Annotated in this window: 12 protein-coding genes and 3 pseudogenes; 10 read left to right on the forward strand and 5 right to left on the reverse strand. The window is 33.3% G+C overall.

The genetic code is table 11. From position 1 onward, the window contains the following. Nucleotides 1-93: 93 nt before the first annotated feature. The 3 genes and pseudogenes from ADIWIN_RS00190 (at nucleotide 94) to ADIWIN_RS00200 (ending at nucleotide 2,293) form a co-directional block, all read left to right on the forward strand. A pseudogene (locus tag ADIWIN_RS00190) lies at nucleotides 94-1,070 on the forward strand (D-alanine--D-alanine ligase). A gap of 59 nt (nucleotides 1,071-1,129) precedes the next feature. Then, nucleotides 1,130-1,591, forward strand: a complete 462-nt coding sequence (gene coaD, locus ADIWIN_RS00195; RefSeq protein ID WP_020896527.1) for a pantetheine-phosphate adenylyltransferase — start codon at nucleotides 1,130-1,132, stop codon at nucleotides 1,589-1,591. Nucleotides 1,592-1,630: 39 nt separating this feature from the next. Continuing rightward, nucleotides 1,631-2,293, forward strand: coding sequence for a hypothetical protein (locus ADIWIN_RS00200; RefSeq protein ID WP_020896528.1), 663 nt, complete (start codon nucleotides 1,631-1,633; stop codon nucleotides 2,291-2,293). Between the two features lie 131 nt (nucleotides 2,294-2,424). Here ADIWIN_RS00200 and ADIWIN_RS00205 read toward each other — a convergent pair whose 3' ends face one another. Together ADIWIN_RS00205 and alaS are read right to left on the reverse strand one after the other, a co-directional pair. Further along, nucleotides 2,425-3,375 carry a GSCFA domain-containing protein gene (locus ADIWIN_RS00205; protein WP_020896529.1) on the reverse strand — a complete coding sequence of 317 codons (951 nt, stop codon included), beginning with the start codon at nucleotides 3,373-3,375 and terminating at the stop codon, nucleotides 2,425-2,427. 227 nt (nucleotides 3,376-3,602) lie between these two features. Further along, on the reverse strand, nucleotides 3,603-6,215 hold the full coding sequence (gene alaS / locus ADIWIN_RS00210; protein ID WP_020896530.1) for an alanine--tRNA ligase: 2,613 nt from the start codon (nucleotides 6,213-6,215) through the stop codon (nucleotides 3,603-3,605). A gap of 132 nt (nucleotides 6,216-6,347) precedes the next feature. On the opposite strand from alaS, the gene ADIWIN_RS00215 reads away from it, so the two are divergent. The 6 genes and pseudogenes from ADIWIN_RS00215 to ADIWIN_RS21005 all read left to right on the forward strand — a co-directional run bounded on the left by ADIWIN_RS00215 (nucleotide 6,348) and on the right by ADIWIN_RS21005 (nucleotide 10,101). Beyond that, complete coding sequence (locus tag ADIWIN_RS00215; RefSeq protein ID WP_020896531.1) at nucleotides 6,348-7,319, forward strand: M23 family metallopeptidase; 972 nt, start codon at nucleotides 6,348-6,350, stop codon at nucleotides 7,317-7,319. A gap of 1 nt (nucleotide 7,320) precedes the next feature. After that, nucleotides 7,321-7,649, forward strand: a pseudogene (locus ADIWIN_RS00220) (MerR family transcriptional regulator). 12 nt (nucleotides 7,650-7,661) lie between these two features. Then, entirely contained in the window at nucleotides 7,662-8,258 is a 597-nt protein-coding gene (locus tag ADIWIN_RS00225; RefSeq protein ID WP_020896533.1) for a LemA family protein, read from the forward strand. Nucleotides 8,259-8,270: 12 nt separating this feature from the next. Further along, a complete protein-coding gene (locus ADIWIN_RS00230) occupies nucleotides 8,271-8,708 on the forward strand; it encodes a TPM domain-containing protein (protein WP_020896534.1) in 438 nt (145 codons plus the stop codon). After that, nucleotides 8,708-9,523, forward strand: coding sequence for a TPM domain-containing protein (locus ADIWIN_RS00235; RefSeq protein ID WP_020896535.1), 816 nt, complete (start codon nucleotides 8,708-8,710; stop codon nucleotides 9,521-9,523). Before ADIWIN_RS00230 ends, ADIWIN_RS00235 begins: the two co-directional genes overlap by 1 nt. Before the next feature lie 68 nt (nucleotides 9,524-9,591). Continuing rightward, nucleotides 9,592-10,101 (forward strand): annotated as a pseudogene (locus tag ADIWIN_RS21005) (TPM domain-containing protein). Here the strand turns inward: ADIWIN_RS21005 and ADIWIN_RS00245 are convergent. The 3 genes from ADIWIN_RS00245 to der all read right to left on the reverse strand — a co-directional run bounded on the left by ADIWIN_RS00245 (nucleotide 10,098) and on the right by der (nucleotide 16,723). Then, nucleotides 10,098-12,878 carry an outer membrane beta-barrel protein gene (locus tag ADIWIN_RS00245; RefSeq protein WP_020896538.1) on the reverse strand — a complete coding sequence of 927 codons (2,781 nt, stop codon included), beginning with the start codon at nucleotides 12,876-12,878 and terminating at the stop codon, nucleotides 10,098-10,100. The pseudogene ADIWIN_RS21005 and the gene ADIWIN_RS00245 sit on opposite strands and share 4 nt — an antisense overlap. An 87-nt stretch (nucleotides 12,879-12,965) precedes the next feature. Further along, on the reverse strand, nucleotides 12,966-15,362 hold the full coding sequence (locus ADIWIN_RS19230; protein ID WP_051155368.1) for a T9SS type B sorting domain-containing protein: 2,397 nt from the start codon (nucleotides 15,360-15,362) through the stop codon (nucleotides 12,966-12,968). Nucleotides 15,363-15,418: 56 nt separating this feature from the next. Beyond that, nucleotides 15,419-16,723 (reverse strand): ribosome biogenesis GTPase Der, encoded by a 1,305-nt coding sequence (gene der / locus ADIWIN_RS00255; protein ID WP_020896540.1) that lies wholly within the window; start codon nucleotides 16,721-16,723, stop codon nucleotides 15,419-15,421. A gap of 351 nt (nucleotides 16,724-17,074) precedes the next feature. Between der and ADIWIN_RS00260 the strand changes: the two genes are divergently transcribed. Continuing rightward, nucleotides 17,075-19,240: a LysM peptidoglycan-binding domain-containing protein gene (locus ADIWIN_RS00260; RefSeq protein WP_020896541.1), complete on the forward strand. Its 2,166-nt coding sequence runs from the start codon at nucleotides 17,075-17,077 to the stop codon at nucleotides 19,238-19,240. The last annotated feature ends 38 nt before the right edge of the window (nucleotides 19,241-19,278 follow it).

Below are 19,278 nucleotides of genomic sequence, written 5' to 3' on the forward strand. Positions count from 1 at the left end.
ATAACGACACAAAAATAAAATACGTATGAATAAGAGAATTAGATTATTGAAAATAAATGATACTTTTACACTGTGACATTTTTAAATTAAATAATGAAGAAAAATATTGCAATTATAATGGGCGGTTATTCTAGTGAATACCAGATCTCCCTTAAGAGTGGTAACGTCGTTTTTGATACTCTAGACAATGATAAATACAATGCGTATCGCATTCATATTTTTGAAGATAAATGGGTTTTTGTTAATGATTTGGACGAAGAATTTCCGATAGATAAAAATAATTTTTCGGTTTAGTAAACGAAACAAAAATTGAATTCGATTGTGTTTTTAATACCATCCATGGTTCGCCAGGTGAAGATGGTTATATGCAGGCCTATTTTGAATTATTAGGAATGCCACAAACCAGTTGCTCCATGTACCAAGCGGCATTAACTTTTAACAAGCGCGATTTGTTAGCGACTTTAAAACCTTATGGTATTAAAACAGCTGAAAGCTATTATCTCAATTTTGGCGACACCATAAATGAAGACGCCATAGTTGCAAAGGTTGGACTCCCTTGTTTTGTAAAGGCCAATAAAGCTGGTAGTAGTTTTGGAATTTCTAAAGTCTATAAAAAAGAAGATTTACAAACGGCCATTGACAACTCTTTTAAAGAAGATAATGAAATTATTATCGAACAGTTTTTAGATGGTGTAGAAGTTTCTGTTGGTGTTATCTCGTATAAAGGTGAAACACTCGTTTTACCTATTACAGAAATCGTTTCTGATAATGATTTCTTTGACTATGAAGCAAAATATTTGGGGCAATCACAAGAAATTACTCCTGCACGCATATCTGATAATTATGCGAATAAAGTAAGAACCGAAGCTAAAAAGATATATGAAACTTTAAAAATGAAAGGCTTTTCTAGAAGTGAATTTATTTTTAAAAATGATGACCCTTATTTATTGGAAGTAAACACGGTTCCTGGTTTAACAAAAGAAAGCATATTACCTCAGCAAGCTACAGAAGCTGGCATTAGTCTGAAAGACTTATTTGGAAATGCCATTGAGGAAGCTTTGAATAAATAATAATTATATTTGAAATTATAAATGTTTTCAATTATTACAGAAACATTAAAACCAAGTTTATGAAACGAGCAATATTCCCTGGATCCTTTGATCCTATTACAAACGGTCACCACGATATTATATTACGTGGTATTAAATTGTTCGATGAAGTGGTGGTTGCTATTGGTATTAATGCCGAAAAAAAATACATGTTTTCTTTAGAAGACCGAAAAGCATTTCTTGAAGACGCCTTTAAAGATGAACCTAAAGTAAAAGTACTAACCTACAAAGGTTTAACAATTGATTTCTGTAAAGAAATTGATGCCGAATTTATACTAAGAGGACTAAGAAATCCTGCTGATTTTGAATTTGAAAAAGCCATAGCACATACCAATAGAAAGTTATCAAAAATTGAAACTGTATTCTTGTTAACAGCAGCTAAAACCTCATTTATTTCGTCATCTATTGTACGCGATGTGATAAGGAATAATGGAGACTACACTGTTTTGGTGCCAGATAGTGTTAGGGTTGATGATAAATAAATTGAATTTAGATTATTAATCAATTTAACAAATCAACAAATGGAAGATAATTATTCGATATTTAGAAAATTCCCGAGTTTAGAACAAGCCTCTGAATTAAAAGCTTTGTTGAACGAAAATAACATTGAAACCATACTTGACGACAATGCACCTTCTGTTGATGTTACCTTCACCGGAAATACTTTACAGAATGAGATTGAAGTCAGGATTAAACAAACCGACTTTAAAAAAGCTGAAAGTATTCTTGAAAAAGAGGTTGAGAATTTAATTGAAACCATAGATAAAGATTATTATTTATTTGAATTTACAGATGAAGAACTTTATGACATTTTATTAAAGTCAGACGAATGGAATGCCTTTGATTATACCCTTGCCCAAAAAATATTGTTACAACGAGGAAAACCTATAGATAAAGACTTGCTCAATTCTTTAAAAGATGAACGCTTAAAGCAATTAGCAGAACCTGAGGGCAACCAAAAACCTTGGATTATTGCAGGCTATTTTTTTGCTTTTTTAGGCGGTTTTCTAGGCTTAATAATCGGTTATTTTTTATGGACATCTAAAAAAACCCTACCAGATGGACAGAAGATTTACACTTATGCTGAGAATGACAGAAAACACGGAAAATATATATTCTATATAAGTTTAGTCATTGCACCAACTACCATACTTTTTAGAGTAGTGAGTCAAATTTTAAATTAACCCAGAAGCTTTATCACAAAAAAACACTTAACCTATAATATTTGAGTTTTTTTTACTTGTAACTTCCTCTATATACTCAATCGGCTTTCTAATACTACCTCAGAAAGCATAAGATTATTATGCTATTAAATTTAAAACGATATATGAGGGAATTTTGCACATATATCTGCCTCTTCTAGGTGAAGTTTTGATAAAAATTTTTGATGTGATTCAGAATTTGAATTAAAAGGACGATGCTCCTTTTTTGTTTGGATGGCTGCAATTTTATCTAAGGTTTGTAAAGCATCTACTGATAACCAAACTGTTTTAAATTTCTCCCAAATATAATTTATTGCAACATCGTTTGGATGAAGCATATCTGAACTATAAAATCTATAATCCCGTAATTCATCCATCATAATTTCATAAGAAGGAAAATAATAAAGTTGCTGTCTAGGTTCAACAACATTGTGAATTGCTGTAATTAAATGTGCTTTACTCTGCGTGTTTTCAATAAAACCATCCTTAATATGTCTTACAGGCGATACTGTAAATAGAAGATTTACTTTGGGATTTACACTTTTAATTAATGTGATAATTGCTTGAAGTGATTCAGTAATCGTATCGACAGAACCTAATTCTTTTAGAAACTGTTTTTGAGGTAATTTGTGACAATTAGCAACAACTTTATCCGATTCAATATGTCTATAAACCCAACTTGTTCCTAAGGTTATTATAACATGACTTGCATTAACTAAATTATCGAGAGTCTCATCAATTTGAGAATTTAAAACACTTAGCAATTCGTCTTTTGAGGCCTTGTTTAATTTTGAGTGTGCATCTAAGCAAAACCATTGTTCGTTATGAAAGCATACGTCATCTTCAGAATAATAGTCTTTATTTATGGCACGCGTAATTAGATGTTCTATCGCTATAGGATGAAATAAAATTCCAAACGGATTAATTATAGATTGAAATTTATGATATGCAAACTTATTTCCAATGTTTTCAGAAAAGCATGAACCAAGCAACAACACTTTAGAGTTATAATCTATTTGATTATACTGTTGTGGTTTTAATGGTATCTGAGTTTGAAGATTCATTTGTTAATTATTACTTAGGGTTTAAAGTTATTACACAAAGATTCGCGGAGTCTCTCAGATATTCACTGAGAAAAACAGGAATTCAAATCACATTTTTTTTTAGTTTTTAAAAGTGTTTCAAGCATTTAGTACAGTTAAAAAAAAAAAAACGTAATCATGAAAATTTAAAATTAACCCTCTGTGAATCTCTGCGCTTTTGCTCTGCGAAACTCTGTGTTACAACCGTTCTATAAATAATCCTTAGCAGCCTCCAAAGCAGCCTCAATTCCATTAGGATTCTTACCTCCCGCAGTGGCAAAGAACGGCTGACCTCCACCTCCACCTTGGATGTGTTTTCCTAATTCTCTGACGATTGTACCAGCATTTAAGTTTTTGCTCGCCACTAATTCCTTAGAAATATAACAAGACAAAATGGCCTTCCCATCATTTTCAGCACCAAACAATAAGAATAAGTTATCAAACTGACTTCCTAATTCAAAACACACATCTTTAACTCCAGATGCATTTAAATCTAGTTTCTTAGCTAAAAACTGAATTCCATTAATTTCAGTTAATTCACTTTTAAGCTCACCTTTAATATTTTTTGCTTTATCCTTTAAAAGTTCTTCTATTTGCTTTTTTAAGTCGCTGTTTTCACCTTGAAGATTTTCTAATGCTTTTACAGGTTCTTTAGCATTATTCAACAAGCCTTTCATTTCAAGATAAGCCGTGTTATTTTCAGCGAAATAATCCCTAACCGATTTATTTGTAATAGCTTCAATTCGTCTAATACCAGCTGCAACAGCTCCTTCTGACACAATTTTAAAATGCCAGATGTCTGAGGTGTTTTTTACATGAATTCCACCACACAACTCCATTGATTTCCCAAAACGAATCGTTCTAACCGTATCGCCATATTTCTCTCCGAATAAAGCCATAGCTCCTTCTTCAATAGCTTTTTCCATTGGGATATTTCGATGTTCCTCTAAAGGTAACTTGCCTTCAATTCTGGCATTTACAAAATCTTCTATTTCTTGTAATTGCTCTGGTGTTACTTTTGAAAAATGAGAAAAATCGAATCGTAATGATTTTGGTTTCACCAAAGATCCTTTTTGCTCTACATGCTCTCCTAATACTGTTCGTAAAGCTTGGTGCAATAAATGTGTCGCTGTATGATTACTAGAAGATAATGCACGGTGTTCACTATTCACTACAGCTTTAAAGCTTTCGTTTAAATGTTCTGGTAAATTTTTACATAAATGGATAATAACATTATTTTCCTTTTTAGTATCTAAAATATAAACCACATCTCCATGTGTATCTTGCAATACTCCTTTGTCTCCAACTTGTCCACCTCCTTCCGGATAAAATGGTGTTAAATTGAAAACTAACTGATACATTTCACCATCTTTTTTAGAGGTTACTTTTCGGTATCTTGCAATTTTTACATTAGCTTCTTGAGTGTCATACCCAATAAATTCTTGAACATCGTCTTCAAATAAAACCGTCCAATCTTCGGTTGACGTTTCACTAGCAGAGCGCGATCGTTCTTTCTGCTTTTGTAATTGCTCGTTAAATCCTTTTTCGTCTAATTTTAAATTCTTTTCAGATAAAATTAAAGCCGTTAAATCAATAGGAAATCCGTAAGTGTCATACAACTCAAAAGCCTTTTCACCTGAAACGGTATCTCCTTTTGTTTCTTCAACAATTCGATTTAATAATACTAAACCTTGATCTAATGTTCTTAAAAAAGAAGCTTCTTCTTCTTTAATTACATTTTCAATTAAAACTTTTTGTGCTCTTATTTCAGGGAACGCCTCACCCATTTTTTTACTTAACACATCTACTAAACGATATATTAATGGTTCTTTTTTATCTAAGAATGTAAATCCATATCGCACAGCTCTTCGTAAAATTCTACGAATAACGTAACCAGAACCTGTATTACTAGGTAATTGGCCGTCTGCAATAGAAAATGCTACAGCTCTAACGTGGTCAGAAATAACGCGTATTGCAATATCAACTTCCTCGTTATCACCATAGGTCTTACCTGTAATGGTTTCTATTTCACGAATAATCGGTGTAAAAACATCGGTATCATAATTAGATTGCACTCCTTGTAATACCATACACAAGCGTTCAAAACCCATTCCTGTATCAATATGCTTATTTGGTAAAGCCTCTAAAGAACCATTTGCTTTACGATTGTATTGCATAAAAACAAGGTTCCATATTTCAACCACATGCGGATGATCCATGTTTATCAAAGTTTTGGCATCAACCTTTGCTTTTTCTTCTGCAGATCTAATATCGACGTGAATTTCACTACAAGGTCCACAAGGCCCCTGATCTCCCATTTCCCAGAAATTATCCTTTTTATTACCTTTTAAAATGCGGTCTTCAGAAATATATTTCTTCCAAATATCGTAAGCCTCCGTATCCATTTTAAGGTTATCCTCATCATCACTTCCTTCAAAAACGGTTACATAAAGTATGCTTTTATCAACCCCGTAAACTTCGGTAAGCAATTCCCAAGCCCAAGCGATCGCTTCCTCTTTAAAGTAATCTCCAAAACTCCAGTTACCTAACATTTCAAACAAGGTATGATGATAGGTATCATAACCAACTTCCTCTAAGTCATTGTGTTTACCAGAAACACGTAAACACTTTTGTGAATCCGAAATTCTATTTTTCTTTGGTTCTGAATTCCCTAAAAAGTATTCTTTAAAAGGCACCATACCTGCATTAACAAACATTAATGTTGGGTCATTCTTTAATACCATTGGTGCAGAAGGCACAATAAGATGTTGTTTTCCTTCAAAGAATTTTAAAAATTTAGATCGTACGTCTTGAGACTTCATATACTGAATTTATAGCTTGTTTGTATTTAATTACCACAAATGCAAAACAATTTTTTATCTTTGGTTGCTTTGCGAATAAATTACAAACCGAAATTATGTCTGTAATACTGCAAAAATAGCATAAATTCAAACATGGCTAAAGTAAAATATTATTATGATTCCGAAACGCTTTCTTACCGAAAGATAAAGCGTAAAAAAGCAACAACTCTTAAGTATGCTGCTGTATTTTTAACTGCTGCTGCCTTATTTGCTTTTTTGATGGTTTTTATTGCTAGTCAATATATTGAGTCGCCAAAAGAGAGACAAATGGCAAGAGAATTGCAAAATATGGAATTGCAATACGAATTGTTAAATAAGCGAACAGATGATGCTTTTGCTGCTTTAGAAAATGTTGAAGAGCGCGACAATGCTATTTATAGACTCTATTTTGAGGCCAACCCTATACCAACAGAACAACGAAGAGCAGGATTTGGTGGTATTAACCGTTATAAAAAGTATGAAGGTTTTGATAACAGTAAATTAATTGCTGAAAGTAATAAGCGTTTAGATATTTTAGAAAAAGCTGTTGTTGTGCAATCTAAATCGTTAGATGAAATTGCAAAATTAGCAGAAGACAAAGAAAAGTTTTTAGAAGCGATACCTGCCATTCAACCTATAAGCAATGAGAACATGACGCGTATGGCATCTGGTTATGGTTATAGAACGGATCCATTTACTAAGGTTCGGAAATTTCATTACGGTATGGATTTTACAGCACCACGTGGCACACCGATTTACGCTTCTGGAGATGGAGTAATTACCCGTGCAGATAGCCAATCTACAGGGTATGGAAATCATATTAGAATAGATCATGGTTATGGTTACATATCTTTATACGCCCATTTATATAAATATAATGTTAAGGTTAACCAACGCGTAAAACGTGGTGATTTAATAGGCTTTGTAGGAAGTACAGGTCGTTCTGAAGCACCGCATTTGCATTACGAAGTCTTTAAAGATGGTGAGCGTATCAATCCTATTAATTTTTATTATGGTAACTTATCTGCTGAAGAATACGATATCTTACTTAAGAAAGCGTCATTAGAAAACCAATCCCTCGATTAAGATGCATATAGACTTACCAGAAAAACGATATTACGGTATTGGAGAAGTAGCTAAAGCTTTTAAAGTGAATGCCTCTTTAATTCGATTTTGGGAAAAAGAATTCGATGCTTTAAAACCAAAGAAGAATGCTAAAGGGAACAGGAAATTCACTCCAGAAGACATTAAAAATCTCAAGTTTATTTACCATTTAGTAAAAGAAAGAGGATTTACACTTGAAGGTGCAAAAACACATCTTAAAGAAGAAAAAAACAAGCTTTAGAGAAATTTGAAATTATCGAGAAACTTGAAAGCATCAAGGCACAACTTAACAAAATTAAAACACAACTTTAAAACTAAACTATCATGAAAAAATGGCTAATTCCAGTTATTATTATCGCACTATTAGGCTTTGCAATTTATCAATGGGCTGTAGGATTTAACAACACTGCTGTAGAATATGAAGCTAATGCAGAGACAGCTTGGTCTAATGTTGAGAGTTCTTACCAAAGACGAAATGACCTTATTGGTAATTTAGTTAAAACTGTACAAGGCGCTGCTGATTTTGAAAAATCAACCTTAACAGCTGTAATAGAAGCGAGAGCAAAAGCAACATCTACAACAATTGATGCCAGCAATTTAACTGCTGATAATATGGCGCAATTTCAACAAGCGCAAAGTGGATTAAGCGGAGCATTATCCAAATTATTAGTGTCTGTAGAGCGTTACCCTGAATTAAAAGCGAATCAAAATTTCTTAGAACTTCAAAGTCAACTAGAAGGTACTGAAAACCGAATTAATATAGCAAGAGATCGCTTTAATGAAAAGGTAAATATTTATGATATCCATACGTCAAAATTTCCAGGATCAGTTTTAGCTGGTTGGTTTGGCTTTGAAGAAATGCCTAGATATAAAGCAGATGCTGGTAGCGAAAATGCTCCAGACGTTAATTTCGACTTTTAATTAAATCTATTTATGCCAAATATTGAGCAGTTCCTAACAATCAAAGAAGAAGCCGAAATTGTTGAAGCTATTAGAATTGCTGAAGGCAAAACCTCTGGTGAAATTCGTGTACATATAGAACAGAAATGTGATATTGATGTCTACGAACATGCCTTAGAAGTGTTTCATTATTTAAAAATGGATAATACCATTCAGCGCAATGGTGTACTCATCTATGTTGCGGTAGACAATAAATCTTTTGTGATTTTTGGAGACCAAGGCATTAACAATAGTGTTGGTGCCGATTTTTGGAATTCTACACGCGATAAAATTTCTAGTCAGTTTAAGTCAGGCCGTTTTAAACAAGGTTTAATTGATGGTATTCAGGAGGCAGGCAAAGCATTGTCGCTATATTTTCCTTGGGATCATAACGATAAAGACGAGTTGGATAATACAATCTCAAAAGGATAATGCAACAAACAAAACACATAGTATTTAAAGTCTTAGTTCTATTACTTTTGGCGAGTCCATTCATTGGATTAGCACAATATAATATTCCAGAAAAACCAAAGTTTCAAACTAGTGTTTACGATGATGACATTAATTTATTATCAGCGTCAGAAAAAAGTAGTTTAGAACAAAAACTAATACGCTATTCTGATTCAACCTCAACACAAATTGTTGTCGCAATCATTGGTTCTACCAATGGGGAATATATTAATTATTTAGGCGCACAATGGGGAGAAGCATGGGGAATTGGCCAAGCTGATAAAGACAACGGTATTTTTATTCTTTTAGCTAGAAACGATCGAAAAATAAATATCAGCACTGGTAAAGGCGTTGAACACTTACTAACGGATGCTTTAAGTAAGCGTATTATAAATAATGATATCATTCCTTACTTTAAAAAAAATGATTATTACGGTGGATTAAACCGTGCTACAGATGTGATTTTTGAAGTCATGACTGGTGAATACAAAGGCACACGACAAACCGAAAACGGATTCCCAACTGAAGTTATCTTTTTCCTATTTATCATTTTCATCATTTTTATAATCGCCATTTCTAAAACTCGTGGAGGAGGAAATGGAGGAAATCGCGCTGGAAGCGGAGGACTTCTCGAAGCCATTATTTTAAGTAATATGGGACGTGGAAGTTATTCTAGAGGGTCATCTTCAGGTGGCTTTGGCGGCAGCTCAGGAGGAGGTTTTGGTGGCGGAGGTGGTTTTGGAGGAGGCTTTGGAGGCGGAAGCTTTGGTGGTGGAGGCGCTTCAGGTGGCTGGTAATTTTAATCACAGCCTTCTGCTTCTAGTACACTATTTTAAAAAAATTGTTTCACTTTCAGATTTTATTCATGCGCTTAAAACTAGCCTTTCAAATTATATTGCTCTTCTTTTTATTTTCGAATTGTAAAGAAAAGCAGACTAATGTCGAAACAATCCCATCGCATATTCCATTAAACTCATCTCAAAAACGAGTTGTAGATTTAGCTCATTTATTTTCAAAAGTCGAAAGCGATTCTTTAGCTTACAAAATCATTCAATACGAAACACAAACGACCAACCAAATTGCGATTCTAACCATAGATTCCTTACCCAAAAATACAAACATTCAGAAATTTGGAACTGAAGTTGGTAAAAAATAGGGAGTTGGCACAAAACAAAAAGACAACGGTCTACTCATCACAATTTCTAATTACGATAGAAGCATGGCAATTTCAACAGGAATTGGAACAAAACAAACCATTTCTGATTACGAATGTAAAGTCATCATTGATGATATAATGATTCCAGAATTTAGTACAGGTAATTACTACAAAGGAGTCAGCAAAGCTTTAAACTCTTTATTTACGCTTTGGGGTTAATCAAAATAGATCATATCACCACCACCTGTTTCTCCTTTACTTCCCAAACTATTAAACTTATAACTTAAGCTTAACATGAAATACCTCCTTAATACGGTACTCTGTTTATCTTCAATATAATCTTGTGTAGCAATACGTCTTGCGTTTGTATTTTGATTTAGTAAGTCATAAACTTTTAGCGTAATTATGGCTTTATCCTTAAACATGCTGTAGGCCAAAGTTGAATTCCAAAACCATGCGCTTTTCTGAAAATCATCAGCCACATTAGGATTATAATTAAAGCTGATATCATTTCTCCACTCTAGTTTTTTAGGTAAAAAAGTTGCCGTTCTTAATCCAGCATTATGACTTGTAAATTCGCGATCTTCGAAAGCTGCAATATCATAAGCGTTGTTAGTGAAATTTAATTCGTAATACGGTTTAAACTCCATTACTTTATCCCAAATGAAATCGACACCGATTCTAGGTGAAACCGTTTTAACCTGACTTGCATATTTTACGTCATTATTAAAATTGATTCTTTCAGAAAAATTATAGCGCGCTCTAAACTTTAATTTTAGAGTCCTTAAGGTATCTAATTTTATATCTTTCGTATAATTACCCGAAAGACCATAATTATAATTACCATCTACATTTTCGTAAGTGGTAGTTCGCTTTAATGTTTCGGGATCTACAATCGTTTTTGAAACAACTTGATTGTTAGTTGTGCTAGCATTCACATTAGCATAAAAACCAGTTCGTTTTTGCCAGTCGAATCCATTATAACCTGCGTAAAAACTGTGTCTGTTTGACGGTTCCAAGTTTGGATTACCAATAATAGTCTGTAATGGATTAGACACATCTTCATAGGCTTGCAATTGTCGTAGGCCTGGTGGATTATTATCTAACCAATAACTCGCGTAAACAGATGCTTTTGGACTAAATCTATAATTAAACCTGTAATTGGCTTCTATGTTTTCAAATTTTCGTTCAACATTAAATTGTGGTCTTAACACATCTTCATTTTTTAATGTACGTAAGTTATAACCAAGGTTAAAGCGTGTATATAATTTTTCACCATTATAGGTTAACCCAAACGTTGGGATACTCCGAGAGTCTGTGTATTTAAAATCTGTACTTAAGTCTGTACTAAAATCTGTAAAACCTTGTGAGGTGTTATTATAATCATAAGTACTTTCCTTACTTTTATCTTTATCTCTAGCGTATTCGTATTCAAAATTTAAAAAGAACTTTTTTGCAATAATGGGCAATCGGTAAGATAATTCTGTGGACACTCCATAACTGTTCTTTTCACCGTCTGTAAATTGATTACGATCAATCAGCTCTGGATTAGCGCCAAATACTTCGGTGTTCGAATTTAAAAAATCATCACTGTCTTGTTGGTTAACACTTGTCTCTATTTCCGCTTTAATAAAAGCCCCTTTATTACCGAAACGTTTTGTCGCAGAAATTTGATTAGAAAATTCCTTCGCATAACTTTCAACATTAGAGTTGACTTCAGACTGATTTGTTAACACTAAGTCTTCGTCTAAGGTCTCTTCGTTGCTATAATATCTCGTTCTTGATTTTGAATACCCAAAAGACGGCTGAATACTAATCATAAATGTAGAATCTGTTTCAATTTCAAATTCTAAATTAACCGAATGATTATCAGTATCATTATCTGACCTTGAATTAGAGTTGGTAAAAAAGCGGGAATCGGATAAAATGGTTTCACGCTGTGATGAGGATTCGTTTTCAGAATTACTGGACGCATAAAAATAATCTGCTGCTATATCTGTGTTTTTACCAATAATATCTGCGTAGTTTACACCAGCATTTTGTGAGGTTGTAATCCCTTCTCCTCCACCAAAAGATCGACCTCCTATAGAAAACGAACCATTGCTATTAAAAGAAACTCCACCTCCATTACCAAACATTTTAGAAATCTCACCAAAGCTAAAACCTGGCGTATTAATATTGTTCCCACCGACAAGAACACTAACTCTTCTATCATTATCAAAAAGATTAACCATACCTGCAAATTCGTAGCGATCATCTGTACCAGCACCTGCAGAAACACGCCCAAAAATTCCTTTATTATTTTCTTCTTTAATGGTAAGGTTAATGGTTTTATTCTCATCATCACCTTCTTCTCCTGTGAAGGCTTCCGATTTTGTTTTGGTATCTACAATCTGAATTTTTTCAATAATATCTTTGGTTAAATTCTTAGTGGTAATGGTAGGATCATCACCAAAAAAGGGCTTACCATTCACTAAAATTTTATTTACTGATTTTCCATTAACCGTAATATTACCTTCCTCATCTACTTCTACTCCTGGTAATTGTTTCAATAAATCTTCAACGTTGGCATCTTTTTTCGTTTTAAACGATTTTACGTTAAACTCTAAAGTATCTTTTTTAATCGTTATCGGAGCTGTAGATTTCACTAGAACTTCCCCTAGTTGATTATCTAGAGGCATTACAATTGTGCCTAAATCGATTTTCTCTTTATCTATTGCTATTTTCTTAAAATATGTTCTATAGCCAACATATGAGACGTAGAAATTTAGATCTTTATCATAGGTTGAATTTTCAATTTTAAATTTCCCATCCTTATCTGAAATGGTATAGGTAACTACCGAACTGTCTTTTACACGCTCTAAATAAACGGTTGCAGATTCTAAAGATAACTCAGTATCCTCTGCTTTTAGTGTTCCTGTAATTTCGAATGATTTTTCTTGAGAAAATGATTGTAATGCAAATAAAAATGCAAAAACTAGAGTTAGTTTTTTCATGTGATTGATTGGTTGATTGATGAATAGCTGATTTAGAAACGCAAGAAAGCTAGAAATCGTATGAAATTTCTTAAAATTATTGTAAAGTTATCTTTTAAGGCTAAAATGACCTCTAAAGGTTCTACCATCTGGTAGTGTTGCAGTAAACCAATAGTCATCGGTTGGTAGTAATTCTCCATTGAGAGAACCGTCCCATTTTGGGTTCGAAGAATTTATTAATCCCACTAGTTTCCCATAACGATTGAATATTTCAATACGTACATTTTCAGATAATTCTAGAGAAAAACCTTTAATTTGCCAAGTATCATTTACAGTATCGCCATTTGGTGTGAAGAATTTTTGAAATCCTAAAACAACAACATCCGTTGATACAATTCCACAGTCGGCTTTTATATCTTTAACGTAAACTGAATGAATTCCTGCTGGTACATTTTCAAAACTATTTGAATCTTGATATATACCGTTTTCGTCATCTAAGGCATAAACATAATCTCCATCTCCTGAAACCACCACTGATATCGTATTATTATCAGATAAATCCGTAACATCAATCGTTTCAAAAGTTGCGGTATCTGATGGCAACACTGTAATTGTCCTCATATTAGTACAACCGAAAGGTTTTGTTACTTCTACGGTATAAGTACCTGGAGCATTAACCTCAATAGTCATTGTCGTTTCACCTGTAGACCAATTATAATAAAAATTATTTGGAACATCATCCACTATACCTCCATTAAGTGATATAGTATCTGGAAATGTATTTGTACAATAAAAAACAGTTTCGTCTTCAAGTAGGTTTGGCAAATGTTGAACATTTAAATTTACCTCTGCAATACTATAACAACTTCCATTTTGTTCTAATCTCGCAAAAATGATTTGATTATAAGGTTCAGTATTAGTAAAACTACTATTCAATTGATTTTCTTGAAGCAATGCGTCACTATGTGTTTCATAATAGCCTAAAACAACAACATCTGATGCAAGAGAATTTAAAATTTGACTTTCTGCTAGTGTTAAGTCAAAGCTAACTAAGCCCATCTCGTTTAAATTGTCGCATTCATTTAAAACAGTATAACTTGAAACATTTGTATTTACAGATAAAAGTACTTCTGCTATTGCACCACAATCAGTTATAGTATTTAATATGTGTGCATAAACCACTTGATTATTGGTTAGATTGGTATAACTATCATTATCTAAAGGATTCGATAAGTCTAGTGTTTCAAAAAAATTAACGTCTAAATTATTTAAATCACCGTTGACAATAACATCGTTATAAGTACTAAGATTAAAATTAGAAATACCATCCATTACATCATCCTCACATTGGCTAATCGTAATGTTATTGACACTTGGTATAGCATTTATGGTTATTGTTAACGGATATCGTTCTGTATTAGTTGTACAACCTGGCACAACTGGCAATAACCAATAGGTTGTCGTAGAATTAATATTTACATCATAATTTAACCCAACATGAATTGGTGTCATTGAAGTTGACGTTTCAAACCACCAAACCTCTGAAGTTGAAGCTTCAGCCGTTAATGCAAACGTATCTGCCCCACAAACAGCAATATCATTATCCAAAACTCTTGGCATTATAAGTGTTGTACTTGCGGATAAGCTAATATCAGGTTCATTAGGCATACCGCCATATTCAACAATATAGCCTTGTGGGTGATAAGGGTTATTGACATCTAGGTCACCTGAATTAGCTAAATCATTCCATGCACCTAAGACTCCTATTGATGGATCTGTAATATGTGCATAATCTTCGTTACCTACATTATTAGGCTCATTATAATTCCAAAATGCAAATTCATTATTGGGTGCACTCCCATTAGCGTTACCCTGCCAAAATACAGTACCTGCTTCCGGGCCTGTTACCCATTTCCATGTACCTTCAATTTCGGCATCAGAACCTCCAATCCATCCCGTTCCGGCACTTTGCTCACCTGCTAATTGCGATTCTTCTAGTGTTGTTAGTGTGGCTAAATAGCCTTGTAAACCAAAATAAGTTTGTTGTGCAGCAGCATCTCTAGCTTCTGTCCATGAAATTCCTGGTTCTGACACATAAAAATAATAATGCCCAGTACTTGGCAAGTAATTAGCGTCTCCTAAATTAATTGAAAACTGTCTATCTTGAGTAAATACCGTTTGCGTTGTATAAAAAACAACATTTTCGATAGCATTGTCAAACTCAGCAAAAGTTGCTGGCCCTGTTAAGGTTAAAAGACCCTCTACAGGATTCCAACTAGACGTAATATTAGGATTGATTCCTATTAATTCTAGAGTATCTTGTCCGTTCTGATAACCTTCAGCTATTTGCACAAAAATCTCGGATAACGATGTATCTTCGGGATTAGGATCTGTAATCGCTACAGAACTCACTATTGCCGTTTGTGATTCTGGACAATACACTTGTTCGCCAGTAACGATTATTTCCGGAGGAAGATTTTGAGTAACCCCATAGAAATGACACAACCAGAAACATAAAATAAAATAAATAACTTTATTTTTTCATAAAAAAATTAAAGCTACTATTTTTTTCTCATATACACACTTACTGGAACACCATTAAAATCAAACTGCTCTCTTAATTTATTCTCTAAAAAACGCTTATATGGCTCTTTTACATATTGCGGTAAATTACAGAAAAATGCAAACTGAGGTTGCGGAGTTGGCAACTGCATAATGTATTTTATTTTCACAAACTTACCTTTATTTGCTGGTGGTGGCTGATGCTCTATAATAGGCAATAATGCTTCATTAAGTACACTTGTCTTAATTCGCTTAGTTCTATTATTATAGACTTCGACAGCTGTTTCAATAGCTTTAAAAATACGTTGCTTATTTAGTACTGATATAAAAACGATTGGCACATCCGTAAACGGTGCAATTTCTCGTCTAATATGCTGTTCAAATTCTTTAGCTGTTTTAGTGTCTTTTTCAACTAAATCCCATTTATTAACAAGAATCACAATACCTTTTCGGTTGCGTTCGGCTAACCAAAATATATTTTGAACCTGTCCATCAAATCCACGATTAGCATCCAACATTACTAAACAAACATCACTGTGTTCTATAGCTCTCACACTTCGCATTACAGAATAGAACTCTAAATCGTCCTTCACTTTAGTTTTACGACGTATACCTGCCGTATCCACTAAATTAAATTCAAATCCAAAACGGTTATATTTTGTATCAATAGAATCACGAGTAGTACCTGCAATATCAGTAACGATATAACGTTCTTCTCCAATTAATGCATTAATAAACGAAGATTTCCCAGCATTTGGTCTTCCAACTACTGCAAAACGAGGCAACTGATCTTCCTCAACTTCTTCCTTTTCTGGCAACGCCTCTACGATAGCATCTAATAAATCTCCTGTTCCACTTCCGTTGATACTTGCAATCGCAAAATACTCACCTAAACCAAGAGAATAAAACTCAACAGCATCTTCTAGACGTTTATTATTATCGACCTTATTGACAACTAAGAACACCGGTTTTTTAACTTTCCTCAATAATTGAGCAACGTCTACATCCATTCCTGTAACACCAGTCTCAACATCTACCATAAAAACTATAGCATCTGCTTCATCAATAGCTAATTCTACTTGCTTGTCTATTTCTGCCTCAAAAATATCATCGCTACCTACAACGTATCCGCCTGTATCAATTAAAGAAAATTCTTTACCGTTCCAATCTGTTTTGCCGTAATGACGATCTCTTGTGACACCACTAACAGCATCAACAATAGCTTCACGCCTTTTTATTAGACGATTAAAAAATGTGGATTTCCCTACATTAGGACGACCTACGACCGCTACTATATTGCTCATTGATTTTTATTTAAGGCTACAAAGATACTATATACTTACGTTTTATAGTGAACTATTATTGACTTTTCACTGTATATCTTAAAACCTAATAAAACGAAATGAAAGTTAGCTTACAATATTGTTAACATCCTGTTGATAACAAGTATTAATTTAAGATAGATAGGGTTAATTTTTAGTATTTTTAATGCGTGTATTAAATAGGATTTTATTTACATTTGTAGTGCCAGATTTAGAGGTCTATTTCCCCAAGAACTGCTCCTTTCTTGTAGACTTACTTTTATTCATAACGGCAAAACACATTTCACGCAAACACATAAAAAACAATGTGTTATATTTAAATTACAAAAAATAATGAGGAGATTTTTTACGCTTATATTGTTATTTATTTTAGGCTCTAATCTTAGTTTCGCTCAAGATAATTATACAGATCATACTATACAAAAAGGCGAAAATGTTTATAAGATCTCTAGACAATATGGAGTAAGTGTCAATGCCATTTTTGAACTTAACCCAGGTTCTGAAGATGTAATTTACGCTGGCAGTACTTTACGCATCCCAAATTCTAGCAATACAAGTACCCCAACCTATAACACTGTTATTAACGATGACAACATCAGTAACTATGTTGTAAAATCGGGCGAAACAAAATCTGGTCTCTCTCGACGTTTTGGCGTTAGTATCAACCTCTTAGAACAACAAAATCCTCACATTATAGCGATGCTTCAGGCAGGTCATATTCTTAATGTAGACAAAACTATAAAAGAAAATCCACGTACAGCAAAAAAAGGAGAGCACTATGTGGTAAAAGGTGAAACACTTTGGGGAATTGCAAGAAATAACGGTATTAGTCTTGCGCAATTAGAGGCTGCAAATTATGGACGTTTGTCCGAATTCTTACAAATAGGACAAACTTTAATTATACCAACTAAAGATTCAGAAAGTTCTACTGATGAAGGTTATTTAGTGCAACGAGGTGACACAAAGTTTCAATTAGCTAAACATTTTAACATGACTATAGCTGAGCTTGAAGAAAAAAATCCGCACACCGTCCCAATGTTAATGGCAGGTCACAGATTAAATGTAGATAACTCAGACGTAAATAATTCTGAAGAAATTCCGAACACAAATGAAGTTGCAATTACTAAAGTAGATTCTATAAACACTACTAATGGCTATAAGAATTACGTCATAGAACCAAAAGAAACACTTTTTGGCTTGGCTAAAAAAGCAGGCATGACGATTGAAGATTTTACAAATCTAAATCCTAAACTACTGACGTCAGTTAATAATGGTGACATTATTAAAATGCCTATTAATCCCTCACAAACTATAGCGACTACAGATGCTGTTGATACTGTTGATACTGTTGATACTGTTGATACTGTTGATACTGTTGATACTAACACAAAAAATGCAACAACGAAAATTCACTCGAATAAAAACGAAGCTTTATTTACTAACTTAGTTACAGAAACGTCAACCGGACTGTATTTCTACTCTCCTTTTTCTAGTGAAGAGCTTGGTTCTTCAGAAGAACGACAGAAGATGATCAGCATCAATGCCGATTTTCAAAAGTATATCGATTTTTTCCAAGGTGCTCAAGTCGCTATTGATTCTGCTAAAGCACTTAATCTCGATTTTGATGTTACGCTGATCAAGAAAAATATTGCAAAATCAAAAATCACAATCGATAGTCCTCATAGTAAAAATGCTATTCTTGTCCCATTTATAGACAATAAGTCAAATTTCCCTAGTATTGAATCTAACACTCCAATAGCTATAATTGATATTGAATCTAATTTAGTTTCGAAAGACAGCATTAATGTATACAGATCAATTCCTTCAGATACCATTCAAAAAACGAAAACATTAAACTATTTAGCAAAACAAAATGCAAATGTTATTGTAATTAGTGACCTTAATAACGCTAGAAATAAAGGTTTAATTTTAAATGCAATCCCTGATGCTAAGTTCCTAAAAGTTGATAATGCAGGTTTTTTTAAATCTGACGCATTAAATAATGAACTGAGCACAGACAAACTCAACTATATCGTTTTTGATAGCGAAAAAACTATTGTTCTCCTCAATACAACTACAGCCTTGATGGGTAAATTATCTGATCATAATATTCAATTAGTAATGCTTGAATCTTCACTACTGCCAAAACAAAGTGAGGTTTCAGATATGAGATTTAGAATTCTACAACTCATTTTTCCAGCAATTACAAATCCACAAAACAAAGAAGATATTACCGCTTTTGAAATTAAATACGAGGATGAATTTAGTTCTAAACCTTCGCAAAATGCCATTTTAGGATTTAATGTAACCTTTGATATTTTATTAAGGATTTCTCAAAACTCTTCATTTGAAGACATTATAAACACAACACTTTCAGAACAGCCCCATTTAAAGTTTGATTATCAAAAAACCACAGATAGAAACTATTCAAACACGGGTATCTATTTAATGCAATATAATTCTAACGAAGGCATGATAGAACTTATCAATGGTAATTAAAATCAATTACATTACTAATTCCTACAAGCATATAAACT

Source organism: Winogradskyella psychrotolerans RS-3, from assembly GCF_000427335.1.
GTDB classification, from domain to species: Bacteria; Bacteroidota; Bacteroidia; order Flavobacteriales; family Flavobacteriaceae; genus Winogradskyella; species Winogradskyella psychrotolerans.

Bases quoted from the DNA above. Each gene is read 5' to 3' on its own strand.
- ADIWIN_RS00260 (WP_020896541.1), top strand. From the start codon at position 17,075: ATGAGGAGATTTTTTACGCTTATATTGTTATTTATTTTAGGCTCTAAT.
- ADIWIN_RS00235 (WP_020896535.1), top strand. From the start codon at position 8,708: ATGCAACAAACAAAACACATAGTATTTAAAGTCTTAGTTCTATTACTT.
- coaD (WP_020896527.1), top strand. From the start codon at position 1,130: ATGAAACGAGCAATATTCCCTGGATCCTTTGATCCTATTACAAACGGT.
- alaS (WP_020896530.1), bottom strand. From the start codon at position 6,215: ATGAAGTCTCAAGACGTACGATCTAAATTTTTAAAATTCTTTGAAGGA.
- ADIWIN_RS00245 (WP_020896538.1), bottom strand. From the start codon at position 12,878: ATGAAAAAACTAACTCTAGTTTTTGCATTTTTATTTGCATTACAATCA.
- der (WP_020896540.1), bottom strand. From the start codon at position 16,723: ATGAGCAATATAGTAGCGGTCGTAGGTCGTCCTAATGTAGGGAAATCC.
- ADIWIN_RS00230 (WP_020896534.1), top strand. From the start codon at position 8,271: ATGCCAAATATTGAGCAGTTCCTAACAATCAAAGAAGAAGCCGAAATT.
- ADIWIN_RS00215 (WP_020896531.1), top strand. From the start codon at position 6,348: ATGGCTAAAGTAAAATATTATTATGATTCCGAAACGCTTTCTTACCGA.
- ADIWIN_RS00205 (WP_020896529.1), bottom strand. From the start codon at position 3,375: ATGAATCTTCAAACTCAGATACCATTAAAACCACAACAGTATAATCAA.
- ADIWIN_RS00225 (WP_020896533.1), top strand. From the start codon at position 7,662: ATGAAAAAATGGCTAATTCCAGTTATTATTATCGCACTATTAGGCTTT.
- ADIWIN_RS00200 (WP_020896528.1), top strand. From the start codon at position 1,631: ATGGAAGATAATTATTCGATATTTAGAAAATTCCCGAGTTTAGAACAA.